The organism is Terriglobales bacterium (assembly GCA_035624475.1).
Classification (GTDB): Bacteria; Acidobacteriota; Terriglobia; order Terriglobales; family Acidobacteriaceae; genus DASPRL01.
The window spans coordinates 1-10,741 of record DASPRL010000044.1; the positions used below are offsets into that span (position 1 = coordinate 1).

The 10,741-nt window shown below is 68.4% G+C and carries 13 protein-coding genes; 5 read left to right on the forward strand and 8 right to left on the reverse strand.

All coding sequences use genetic code 11. The annotated features are described in order from the left end of the window. The coding region (locus VEG08_02035; protein HXZ26756.1) for a 2-oxoglutarate dehydrogenase E1 component at positions 1-781 on the forward strand (781 nt) is incomplete at its 5' end. 280 nt (positions 782-1,061) lie between these two features. After that, complete coding sequence (locus VEG08_02040; protein ID HXZ26757.1) at positions 1,062-1,316, forward strand: hypothetical protein; 255 nt, start codon at positions 1,062-1,064, stop codon at positions 1,314-1,316. Positions 1,317-1,443: 127 nt separating this feature from the next. Here the strand turns inward: VEG08_02040 and VEG08_02045 are convergent, their stop codons facing one another. Further along, positions 1,444-2,169, reverse strand: a complete 726-nt coding sequence (locus VEG08_02045; protein HXZ26758.1) for a dolichyl-phosphate beta-glucosyltransferase — start codon at positions 2,167-2,169, stop codon at positions 1,444-1,446. A gap of 29 nt (positions 2,170-2,198) precedes the next feature. Continuing rightward, positions 2,199-3,554, reverse strand: coding sequence for a hypothetical protein (locus VEG08_02050; GenBank protein ID HXZ26759.1), 1,356 nt, complete (start codon positions 3,552-3,554; stop codon positions 2,199-2,201). A gap of 180 nt (positions 3,555-3,734) precedes the next feature. On the opposite strand from VEG08_02050, the gene VEG08_02055 reads away from it, so the two are divergent. Then, complete coding sequence (locus VEG08_02055) at positions 3,735-4,319, forward strand: FmdE family protein (GenBank protein HXZ26760.1); 585 nt, start codon at positions 3,735-3,737, stop codon at positions 4,317-4,319. Positions 4,320-4,340: 21 nt separating this feature from the next. Here VEG08_02055 and gatA read toward each other — a convergent pair whose 3' ends face one another. The 5 genes from gatA to VEG08_02080 all read right to left on the reverse strand — a co-directional run bounded on the left by gatA (position 4,341) and on the right by VEG08_02080 (position 8,445). Then, positions 4,341-5,780: an Asp-tRNA(Asn)/Glu-tRNA(Gln) amidotransferase subunit GatA gene (gene gatA / locus VEG08_02060; protein ID HXZ26761.1), complete on the reverse strand. Its 1,440-nt coding sequence runs from the start codon at positions 5,778-5,780 to the stop codon at positions 4,341-4,343. Positions 5,781-5,788: 8 nt separating this feature from the next. Beyond that, complete coding sequence (locus VEG08_02065; GenBank protein ID HXZ26762.1) at positions 5,789-6,361, reverse strand: hypothetical protein; 573 nt, start codon at positions 6,359-6,361, stop codon at positions 5,789-5,791. After that, a complete protein-coding gene (gatC, locus tag VEG08_02070; GenBank protein ID HXZ26763.1) occupies positions 6,362-6,652 on the reverse strand; it encodes an Asp-tRNA(Asn)/Glu-tRNA(Gln) amidotransferase subunit GatC in 291 nt (96 codons plus the stop codon). Further along, entirely contained in the window at positions 6,649-6,963 is a 315-nt protein-coding gene (locus tag VEG08_02075; GenBank protein ID HXZ26764.1) for a DciA family protein, read from the reverse strand. The genes gatC and VEG08_02075 overlap by 4 nt, the downstream gene beginning before the upstream one ends. Before the next feature lie 117 nt (positions 6,964-7,080). Beyond that, positions 7,081-8,445: a CCA tRNA nucleotidyltransferase gene (locus VEG08_02080; GenBank protein HXZ26765.1), complete on the reverse strand. Its 1,365-nt coding sequence runs from the start codon at positions 8,443-8,445 to the stop codon at positions 7,081-7,083. A 106-nt stretch (positions 8,446-8,551) separates the two neighbouring features. Between VEG08_02080 and tsaD the strand changes: the two genes are divergently transcribed. Continuing rightward, positions 8,552-9,709: a tRNA (adenosine(37)-N6)-threonylcarbamoyltransferase complex transferase subunit TsaD gene (tsaD, locus tag VEG08_02085; GenBank protein HXZ26766.1), complete on the forward strand. Its 1,158-nt coding sequence runs from the start codon at positions 8,552-8,554 to the stop codon at positions 9,707-9,709. Between the two features lie 152 nt (positions 9,710-9,861). Here the strand turns inward: tsaD and VEG08_02090 are convergent, their stop codons facing one another. Continuing rightward, entirely contained in the window at positions 9,862-10,362 is a 501-nt protein-coding gene (locus tag VEG08_02090) for a hypothetical protein (protein ID HXZ26767.1), read from the reverse strand. A gap of 206 nt (positions 10,363-10,568) precedes the next feature. Between VEG08_02090 and VEG08_02095 the strand changes: the two genes are divergently transcribed. Beyond that, the coding region (locus tag VEG08_02095) for a sigma factor (GenBank protein ID HXZ26768.1) at positions 10,569-10,741 on the forward strand (173 nt) is incomplete at its 3' end.

Here is a 10,741-nt window from a genome sequence, read left to right on the forward strand (position 1 = left end):
CCGCGACTATCCCGAGACCCTGGTGCTGTGGGAGGCGCAGTTCGGCGACTTCGCCAACGGCGCCCAGGTCATCCTCGACCAGTTCATCTCCGCCGGCGAGGACAAGTGGGGCCTGCTCTCGGGCGTGGTCGTGCTCCTGCCCCACGGCTACGAAGGCCAGGGCCCGGAACACTCCAGCGCCCGCATGGAGCGCTTCCTGCAATTGGCCGCCAAGGACAACCTGCAGGTCGCGCAGCCCTCCACCGCCGCCCAATACTTCCACCTGCTGCGCCGGCAGGCGCTGCGCAAGTGGCGCAAGCCGCTGGTGGTTTTCACCCCCAAGAGCATGCTCCGCCATCCCGACGCCGCGTCCCGCCTGGAGGAGTTCGCGCGCCCGCGCTTCCAGAACGTCCTTCCCGAGACTGAGATCGAGCGCGCCGGGCGCGTGCTGCTGTGCACCGGAAAGATCGGCCACGAATTGCGCGCCGAGCGCAAGCGCTTGAAGGATTCCAAGACCGCCATCGTCTTCCTGGAGCAGCTCTATCCCTTTCCCGAGGCCGAGCTGGCGCAGGAGTTGGAGCGGCACCCGGCCGCGCGCGAGATCGTCTGGGTGCAGGAAGAGCCCGCCAACATGGGGGCGCTGTGGTTCGTGCTGCCGCGGCTGAAGCGCCTGCTGCCGGGCCGCCCCGTGCGCACGGTGAAGCGCTCCGCCTCCTCCAGCCCCGCCACCGGCTCCGCCAAGGCCCACGAATTGGAGCAGAAGACCCTGCTCACCCTCGCCTTCGCCACCGGCAAGCAGTGAGAAGCCCCGATGGGACGCCAGAACCCAGCCCGGGGCGTGAGCCCCGGGGAAATCGCCGTCAACCCACCCGCGCGCGAGCGGCCCGGAGCGTAGCGACGGGGCAAGCGAGCGCGCGCCGCGTCCCAATGTGGAACACCCCAAAGTCCGCCCTGCAAATTCTGCTAGTTCCCCGCCCCCAAAACGGCGTTACGATGAGAGAGCAAGGTCGTTTCGCCCTGGGGTCTCTGCTCGACGGGAGCTCCGAACGCACAGCCTCACGAACCGGATCTACGAGGCGGTCATGCTCTCGAAATGCGCCAATCCTTCCTGCTCCGCCCCCTTCCGCTACCTGCGCGAGGGCCGCCTCTACCGCATCGACGTAGCCAACGCCGGCGAGGCCCACCCCCACGGCCCCTTCCTGGTCAACGGCCGCAAAGGCCCGGAGAAGATCGAGCACTTCTGGCTGTGCGCCGCCTGCGCCAGCACTCTGACCCTGGCCTTCGAGAAGGACAGAGGCATCACCGTGGTGCCGCGCACTCCCCTGCGCGCCGCGTAGTGAAGGCCGAGGCTTAGAAACTCCCCCCAGCCACGGATGCACACGGATCTTCACGGATCTGACTCTAGCGGATGTGATTCGTGGGAATCCGTGTCGATCCGTGGTTGATTGGAAGTATGGGACCAGGCTACTTCGAATACTTTCCCGTCAGCCCGTACCAGCGGATGCGCAGCATGTCCCAGGCCATGCGGGGGCCGTCGCGCAGCGGGCTGATGGTGGAGCGCCGGTCGTGCGCCCACGCCACCGGCACCTCCTCGACCTTGAGCCCCCGCCGCCGCGCCAGGTAGAGCAGTTCGGGATCGAAGGCCCAGCGCTCGATGCGCTGCCGCGAAAACAGCTCCTGCGCCGCCCTCCGGGTGAAGGCCTTGAAGCCGCACTGCGTGTCGCGGAAGCGCAGGCCCAGCAGCAGACGCAGCAGCAGGTTGAAGAGCCGCCCGAAGAATTGCCGGTAGAGAGGCTGGCGCAGGGTCTGGGTCTCGCTGGCCAGCCAGCGCGAGCCGATGGCGACCTCGGCGCCCTCGCCCAGCGCCGCGAAGAGCTTTCCCGCCTCCGCGATGGGCGCCGACAGGTCGGCGTCGGTGAAGAGCCGCAGGTCGCCCTTTGCCTCCAGCATGCCGTGGCGCACCGAGTATCCTTTGCCGCGGTTGCCGGGATTCTCCAGCAAGCGCACGACAGGATGCCGCGCCGCATACTCGGCAGCCAGCGCCGCCGTCCGGTCGCGCGAGCCGTCGTTCACCACCAGCACCTCGGCGTCCCAGCCCTGCGCAGCCGCGTAGGCCAGTACCTGCTCGAGCGCGGCGCCCAGGCGCCGCTCCTCGTTGTAGGCCGGGATGATGATGCTGTAGGTGGGCACGGCGGTCGCCGGCAGCCAGTGTACCGGAGTCAGCTCTGCAGGGCGAAGGCGACCTCGCGCGAGGACGAGCGCAGCTTCTCCATGGCCAGCTTCAGGGCGTTGACCTTCTCGGTGAGGCCGCGCTTCTGCGCCAGCTCCAGCAATTCCCCGGCCTTGGCGATCTCGGCGTTGGCGGCGGCCAGCAGGTAAGCCAGCGAGTCGGCGTGCGGCTTCCACAGGTACTGCGACGCCGTCTTCTTGGCCTGGTACTCGTGGTATTCGCCCGCCGTCCGCCCCAGGATGGAGATCAGCCGGATGAGGCAGTTGGCGTAGTCGGCGCGGAAGCTCTTCTCCTTGCGGTAGTCGGCGCGGAAGGCCTCCGCCTCCACCGGGCTGATCACCACGTTGCCGTGGGGCATGGCCACCACCACCGACTTGGTCACCGGCGGCGCCCCCGCCAGGAAGTTGTAGATGAACTCGGTGACGTTCTGGATCTTGCTCTCCTGGATGGAGTCGGTGGCCAGGGTGGGCGCGGCGCCGGTCCCGGCCGCGGCCGCCTTCCCTCCCGGTACCGGCGCGCCCGCCGGCATGCGCTTGTCCACGGCCTTCTTGTAGCGCGAGATCTTGCGGAAGTGCTCCTGGGCGCGGCCGTACTCCAGGCTCAGCGACTCCTTTTCCTCCACCTCCTCCAGGTGCTTCACCATGACGTCGTCGTCGATGCGGCTCATGATGCTGGCGCCTTCCTGCTGGGCGTTGGCGGCGAAGGCCTTGATGCGCGCCGCCGCCTGCCGGAAGAGCTCGTCGAAGCGCTGCCCGAAGAAATAGTTGTAGTCGGCGATGGGAGCCAACGCCCGGGGATGGAAGAAGGAGCCGCGCAGCGCCTGCTTGAGGTCGCGCACCCGCTGCATCACCCCGGAATCCATGAGCGCGTCGAAGTGGCGGAACTCTTCCACCTCCTGGCGCACGAACTCGAACTCCGCCACCAGCCGCATGTGCTCCTCCGGGGGCTCCGGGGGCTCGATGCCGGCCAGCACCTGCCCCAGCGCCGCCTCGAAGGCCGGGACCGGCTGCGGCAGCCCGCGTCCCGCCTCCGCCAGCCACTTGCGGTAGAGGAAGGTGACCACGAAGTCGGCCTTGTCGCGGTCGGCGTCGTCGGCGCGCTGCAGGTAGTAGCGCAACAGGGCCTCGGCGGTCTCGTAGCTGGTGGAATCCTTCAGCGCGTCGCGCACCATGGGCGGGGTGATGGCCATGTCGAGCAGCGGCAGCCAGCGCTGCAGCACGTCGAGCGAGCCCTCGGCCGGACCCTGGCGCGCCTCCGCCACCTCCGGCGGCACCGGCACTTGGTGCCCCAGCGCCGCTTCCACCAGTCCCAGGTAGAAGACGTGCGCCGCCCACAGGTCCAGCAATTCGCGATTCTGCGCTTCGGCCAGAAACCCGCTCCTGACGAGGCTTCCCAGAGAGACTTCGGGGGGAGTTACGGGCAGTGTACTGGAAGGTCCGGGGCGGGCGCCAGTGCGGGCCCGGGTGCCCGCCGGTGGATTGCGCCCTCTCCGGCGAAGGATTAGGCTTGCTGCACGCGGCCTGCCATGAAGACCCTGGACGAATACCTCAAGGAAGCCGAGCAGGCCCACGGCCACCTGTGCGCCGGGCAGGTGCTGGGGGTGCGCCTGGCCATGCTGGGCCTGGAGAAGCTGGGCCTCGACGACCCGCGCGGCGCCGATCGCAAGCGCCTGGTCACCTTCGTCGAGATCGACCGCTGCGCCACCGACGCTGTGGCCGTGGTCACCGGCTGCCGCCTGGGCAAGCGCGCCCTCAAGTTCCGCGACTGGGGCAAGGTGGCCGCCACCTTCGTGGATGTCCAGAGCGGCCGCGCCGTCCGCGTCGCCGCCCGCGAGTCCTCCAAGGCGCTCGCCCGCCAGATGCATCCCGAGATCGAGAGCAAGAACCAGCAGCAGATGCTGGCCTACCGCGAGATGGCCGACGCCGACCTCTTCGACGTGCAGTGGGTGAAGGTCGCGCTCGGGCCCGAGGAGTTCCCCGGCTACAAGGGCGAGCGCGTGACCTGCGCCCAGTGCGGCGAGGGCGTCAACTTCAAGCGCGAGGTGCGGCGCGGAGACAAGGTCCTCTGCCGTGCCTGCGCCGGCGAGCGCTACTACGAACGCATCGAGTAGTTGGGAGTCTGTAGTCAGGAGCTAGCGCGGACCTGCCCCAGCGCAAGCTTCAGCCAGCCGCAGCACCGTCCCCTCCTCGAACGGCCGTCCCATGATCTGCACCCCGATGGGCAGCCCGCTCTTGGAGCTCCCGCACGGAACCGAGATCGCCGGCACTCCCGCCAGGTTCGCGGTCACGGTGTAGATATCGGCCAGGTACATGGCCAGCGGATCGTCCGTCTTCTCTCCGAGCTTGAAGGCCGGCGTGGGCGTGGTGGGCGCGACCACCGCGTCCACCTGAGTGAAGGCCTGCTCGAAATCGCGCGCCAGCAGCGCGCGCACCTTCTGCGCCTTGAGGTAGTAGGCGTCGTAGTAGCCGGCGGAGAGCGCGTAGGTGCCCAGCAGGATGCGCCGCTTCACCTCCGCTCCGAAGCCCTGGTCGCGCGTCCGCCGGTACATCTCGCCCAGCGAGCTGGCCGCTCCCGCGCGGAAGCCGTAGCGCACTCCGTCGTAGCGTGCCAGGTTGGCCGAGGCCTCCGCCGGCGCCAGGATGTAGTAGGTGGGAATGGCGTAGGCGGTGTGCGGCAGCGAGATGGGCACGATCTCGCAGCCCGCCTGCGCCAGCTTCTGGATGGCCGCCTCCACCGCCGCGCGCACCTCCGCCTCCAGCCCCTCGCCGAAATATTCCCTGGCCACGCCCAGGCGCAGCCCGCGCACCGGCTTCTCCATCTCCGCCAGATAGTCGGGCACGGGAAGGTCGGCCGAGGTCGAATCCAGCGGGTCGTGTCCGGCCATCTGCTGCAGCAGGATGGCGGCGTCGCGCACCGTCCTGGTGATCGGCCCCACGTGGTCGAGCGACGAAGCGAAGGCGATCAGCCCGTAGCGCGAGACGCGCCCGTAGGTCGGCTTCAGCCCCACCACGCCGCAGAAGGCGGCGGGCTGGCGGATGGAGCCGCCGGTGTCGGAGCCCAGCGCCGCCACGCTCGTCCCCGCGGCCACGCTGGCCGCCGAGCCCCCCGAGGAGCCCCCGGGCACGCGCGCGCGGTCGCGCGGGTTGCGCACCGGGCCATAGGCGGAGTTCTCGTTCGACGAGCCCATGGCGAACTCGTCGCAGTTGGTCTTGCCCAGCACCACCGCCCCCGCCGCCTCCAGGCGGCTGACCGCGGTCGCGTCGTAGGGCGGGACGAACTTCTCCAGGATCTTCGACCCGGCGGTCGTGCGCACGCCCTTTGTGACCAGCACGTCCTTCACGGCGATGGGGACGCCCGCCAGCGGCGGCAGGGGATCGCCCTTCGCCGTAAGCCCGTCAATCTCGGCCGCCTTGGCCAGCGCCCGCTCCCGCGAGAGCGTCAGGTAGGCGCCAACCTCGCCGTCTTCGGCTTCGATCTTCTGGTAGAAGGACTCCGCCAGCGCGCTCGCCGTCGCCCGCCCCTCGGCGACAGCAGCGCGGGCCGATTCGATGGTGAGAGCGTTCAAGTCCATAGGCTGAGTCAGTTCTTCTGGGTTGGAAGCCGGAAACAGCGCTGGGTGGGGTCCCAGACCAGCTTGTCCTTATACTCGCGCCACAGGTTGCGGTAATGGTTCTGCAAGGCGGCTCGTCCGTGCTGCTTGATGTAGTTGTGCCATGCCGTCGAGGCTGGAACATCGGTATCGACTGAGCCAAGAGCGTCCCAGCACGCACCGGGAACGGTGCAGTGCTGCCAACTCGCGTCGGTGAAGAGGTCGGCGAGCATCATGAATGCGACATCCCCGACGCGCGTGTCGTACCAGTAGCACACCGGATCGGGCCGCACCCGCTTGGTACTCGTCAGCAGTGAGATCAAGACTGGAACTGCGTCCTTGGGGCGCGCCATGATCTTCTCAACTTCAGGCGAGCGATTGTACTCAAGGTCCTGGAAGCGGCCCTTGTCCAGGCAGAGTGGATCCATTCCAGGCGGCTGCATACCATTCAGTTTGGACATGTCCAGCCGCAGCGGAGCCTCCGCCGGACGCTGATTGGAGATCCTCTGCGCGCAGGCGGGAGCGATCAGCAGGAACAACGCTAGCAGGGCTCGGAACTTCATCTACCGCTCGATGACCTTGGGAACTTCGAAGAACGTCCCGTCCGACTCGGGCGCGTTCGCCAGCGCCGCCTCGCGCGCCAGCGACGGCCGCGTCTGGTCGGAACGCACCACGCTCCCCCGCCCGCCCACCTGCGCCAGGGGCGCGACTGCAGAGGTATCCAACTGGTTGAGGCGGGCGATGTAATCCAGGATGGAGTTCAGGTCGCGCAGCAGGCGCGCGCGTTCTTCCCCGGTCAGCTCCAGGTGGGCCAGTTCGGCCACGTGTCCGACATCCTGCTCGCTGACCTTCATGCCTGCTTCGTTTCCCGCCGCGGCTCCTTTTTGTCGCCGGGCAGGACGAAGCTGATGCAGTAGACGCGCTCGCCCAGGAGCTGGCGCAGGGCGTCCAGGTACTGCGGCGCCAGGCTGAGCAGTTGCGCCCGCCAGGCCGAGTCCGGCACCTGCACCCGCAGGATGCCGTGGTGGCAGTCCAAGGCGTGGGTCTTGCCCGCCACCGCCGTACCGCACACCAGCGGCCAGGCCAGCATGGGACCGTCGGTCACCGGGGCGCTCCGCACCACGTCTCCCATGATCTTTTGTAAACCGGCTCGGGCAGGTTCCATAGATGAGGGTCTCGGGATACCGCTTCTCAACCTATACAGCGAACCGCGGACGAAAGCTAGTGAGGACAGGATTGTAGGACCGCGAAGGACGGGTTGCAAGCGCGAACCTTCCGGGAATCACGCTGGGAACTGCCGCCGCACGAACTCCAGCGCTTCCGCCTTGTCCGCCAGCCGTCCTTCCAGTTGCGCGTCCTCCACCGCCGCCAGCATCTGCTTGAAGCGCGGGCCGGGCGCGTAGCCGGCGGCGATCAGGTCGTCGCCGGTCACGAGCGGCGCCGGACGGATCTGGTCCGCCGGCAGCGCTGCCAGCTTTTCCTTCACGAACTCGTAGAGCGAGAGGTCCTTGTGGCTGCCCAGGCAGTCCAGCCGGTGCAGTTCCAGGTGCTCCGCGAAGCGCGGCAGCCGCACGAAGCGCTTGAAGGTGGACTCCTTCATCTGCCGCGCGTCGGCGAAGCGCAGGTGATTGGCCACCAGCGCCGCGATCTGCTCGGTGTCGTCGTTCGAGAAGCGCAGGCGCCGGCAGATCTCCTCGGCCATGCGCGTCCCCACCTCCACGTGCCCGTCGAAGCGGATGCGGTCCGGGGCGACGCGGAAGGTCGCGGGCTTGCCCACGTCGTGCAGCAGCGCGCCCCAGGCCAGCGTGTGCGAACAGCCGGCGGGCAGCCCTTCGAGCAGCAGCAGTGTGTGCACCCACACGTCGCCTTCGGGATGGAACTGCGGCGGCTGCTCCACCCCCTTCATCTTCTCCACCTCGGGCAGGACCTCGGGCAGCAGGCGCGTGGCGTCCAGGAGCTGGAAGGCCTGCGCGGCGCGCCCTTCGGTCAGCATCTTGGTCAATTCCTCGCGCACCCGCTCCTGCGAGACCTGGTGGATCGCGGGCGCCAGGCGGGGGATCGCGGCAAAGGTCTCCGGCTCGATGGCGTAGTGGAAGCGGGCGGCGAAGCGCACCGCGCGCAGCATGCGCAGCTTGTCTTCGGCGAAGCGCCGCGCCGGCTCGCCGATGGCGCGGATGATGCCGGCTTCGATGTCGGCGCGCCCGCCCACGTAGTCCAGCACCTGGTTCTTCTCCGGATCGAAGAGCAGGCCGTTGATGGTGAAGTCGCGGCGGGCCACGTCCTCGCGCGGGTCGCTCGTGTAGCGCACCTGGTCGGGATGCCGCCCGTCGCTCGAGCCCAGGTCGTTGCGGAAGGTGGCGACCTCCACCACCGAGTTCCCAGTTCCCGGTTCCCGGTTCCCAGTCAGGACGGAGTCGACCGGCACCAGCACCACCCCGAACTGCGCCCCCACGGCGTAGGTTTGCGGAAAGAGTTGCATCACCTCCTCGGGGGTAGCGTCGGTGGCCACGTCGAAGTCGGCGGGCTCGCGTCCCAGCAGGATGTCGCGCACGCATCCGCCCACCAGGTACGCCTGGTGCCCGCGCTGCCGCAGCGCGCGCACGATGGCGATCGCGGCAGCATGCGCGGGATGGAGGGAAGCAGCCATCAGCTCTTAGCTCTTAGCTCTTAGCTCGCGAATCCCATAATATTAGGCTTTGGCTGTCGGCCTCCCGAAAACTGGGAACCGGCAACCGGGAACTGGGAACTCGCTGATGACTGGCGACTTCATCCTCGGCATCGAGACCTCCTGCGACGAGACCGGCGCCGCCGTGGTCCGTGCCGGCGAGCAGGTGCTCTCCAACGTCGTCTTCTCCCAGTACGTCACCCACCAGCCCTTCGGCGGAGTGGTGCCGGAGCTGGCCTCGCGCGAGCACCTGCGCGCCATCCTGCCGGTGGTGCGCGAGGCGCTGAAAGAAGCCGGCAAGGACTACGCCTCGGTGGACGCCATCGCCGTCACCCAGGGCCCCGGCCTGGCCGGCTCGCTGCTGGTGGGGGTGAGCTACGCCAAGGCCCTGGCCTGGGCGCTCTCCAAGCCCCTTATCACCGTCAACCACCTTGAGGGCCACATCCACGCCGTGCTGCTCGAGCACAGGCAGCAGGGCGGTGGCGAGATCTGCTTTCCCGTCCTCGCCCTGGTGGTCTCCGGCGGCCACACTCATCTTTATCTGGCCGAGCGCAAGGGCGATTCCTGGACCTACCAGAACATCGGCCACACCCGCGACGACGCCGCCGGCGAGGCCTTCGACAAGGTGGCCAAGCTGCTCGGCCTGGGCTATCCCGGCGGGCCCATCATCGATCGCCTGGCCCCGCTCGGCGATCCCCGCGCCGTGAAGTTCGGGCTCACCCAGATCAAGCACCCTTCGCGCGAGAACCGCAAGCGCGGCATCCCCAAGGGCGAGCTTGCCCAGGACCGCTTTGACTTCTCCTACAGCGGCATCAAGACCGCGGTGCTGCGCTACGTCGAGACCCACCAGATGAAGCCCGGCATCGCCGAGCGCCAGAAGCTGTTTGCCGCGGGCGCGCGCCCCCAGTCCGACGCGATCCGCGCCGCCTGCGACCGCCAGACTCTGGACCTGGTGGCCTCTTTCCAGCGCGCCATGGTGGAGGACCTGGTGGGTAAGACCCTGGCCGCCGCCCGCGCCCGCGAGGTCGAGACCCTGTTCGTCACCGGGGGCGTGGCCGCCAACACGGAATTGCGCTCGGCCTTCGAGCGTGCCGCCGCCGAGGAAGGCCTGGCCGTCTACTTCCCCTCCCGCCCGCTTTCCACTGACAACGCCGCCATGATCGCCGCCGCCGCCTATCCCAAACTCCTCGCCCGGGACTTCGCCGACCTCGAGTTCTCCGCCGACGCCAGCCTGCAGCTCAAGTAAGACTCACCGCCGAGAGCGCCGAGGCCGCAGAGAAAGAACAATCTATGGGAGTGTCATGCTGAGCGAGCCGGGGTCCCGCCGGGCAGGACGACGGCGGGTCGAAGCACCTTGCGTCTCTTCGGGTGAAGGCGGGATGCCGGCAGAACCCACGCTTATGTCCCCGGCGCCTTCCAGGTCATCAGCAGCAGGTCCACATGTGAGGTGATCCACTGTCCGATGCCTTGGCTCACCAGCAGGATGACCAGGGCGACCGTAAGGTGTTTCGCGACCTCCGGGAGGGTGCCGATCCCCCGGCTTCGCGCCAGGAAGAAGGTCAGCGCGGTGAGCAGCGCCATGCCCCACGCGATCCCCACCACCGCGGTCACCGCTGGGCGGAAGAGCGCGGTGATCAGGACGAAAGAAAGGCACACGCAGAACCGGGTGGCGAAGTTGGCCAGGGTCCCCAGGAACACCGCCCGCTGCCCCAGGCGCTCCGATTCCTGGTACATGTGGACGCTGAGCGAGTCGGTGAGATTGTCGGCGACGGCGGCGATGAGCAGCGCGCTGACGATGGTTCCCGTCTTCGCGCCCGCGGCGTGGAGGCCGGTGATGAGCGCCATGCTCGTCACCACCCCCGCCGTGCCCCCGAAACTGATGCGAGTCAGGCGGACCATGGCTGGGACCCCAAGATGAAATCGACATTCGATTTCAACAACATTGTGCCCCCGGAGGCCGGCCGCGGGTCGTGATCGCCATCACGCCATCGCGTGATACGGGCGCCGGGCGCTCGCCGCGTCGGCCGCAGGCAGCCGTCTTGCCCACCGGCAAAGAAAATAGAACGCTGGGCCCGCCCTCCCGTCATTACCATGGAGGGCCGAAGATGGCGGTAGGGCAGGCGATATTGAGCGAAGGCATCCTGATCGCCGAGGCGGGTGCGGACCTGGTCGAAGCCCTGGTCCGCGAGCACGCCCGCTTCGTCTACCGGGTGGCCTACTCGGTGCTGCGCAACCATCACGACGCCGAAGACGCGGTCCAGGAGACCTTCATCCGGGT

Coding starts and splice junctions, on each gene's coding strand:
- VEG08_02040 (HXZ26757.1), top strand. CDS start 1,062: ATGCTCTCGAAATGCGCCAATCCTTCCTGCTCCGCCCCCTTCCGCTAC.
- VEG08_02055 (HXZ26760.1), top strand. CDS start 3,735: ATGAAGACCCTGGACGAATACCTCAAGGAAGCCGAGCAGGCCCACGGC.
- gatA (HXZ26761.1), bottom strand. CDS start 5,780: ATGGACTTGAACGCTCTCACCATCGAATCGGCCCGCGCTGCTGTCGCC.
- VEG08_02065 (HXZ26762.1), bottom strand. CDS start 6,361: ATGAAGTTCCGAGCCCTGCTAGCGTTGTTCCTGCTGATCGCTCCCGCC.
- gatC (HXZ26763.1), bottom strand. CDS start 6,652: ATGAAGGTCAGCGAGCAGGATGTCGGACACGTGGCCGAACTGGCCCAC.
- VEG08_02075 (HXZ26764.1), bottom strand. CDS start 6,963: ATGGAACCTGCCCGAGCCGGTTTACAAAAGATCATGGGAGACGTGGTG.
- VEG08_02080 (HXZ26765.1), bottom strand. CDS start 8,445: ATGGCTGCTTCCCTCCATCCCGCGCATGCTGCCGCGATCGCCATCGTG.
- tsaD (HXZ26766.1), top strand. CDS start 8,552: ATGACTGGCGACTTCATCCTCGGCATCGAGACCTCCTGCGACGAGACC.
- VEG08_02090 (HXZ26767.1), bottom strand. CDS start 10,362: ATGGTCCGCCTGACTCGCATCAGTTTCGGGGGCACGGCGGGGGTGGTG.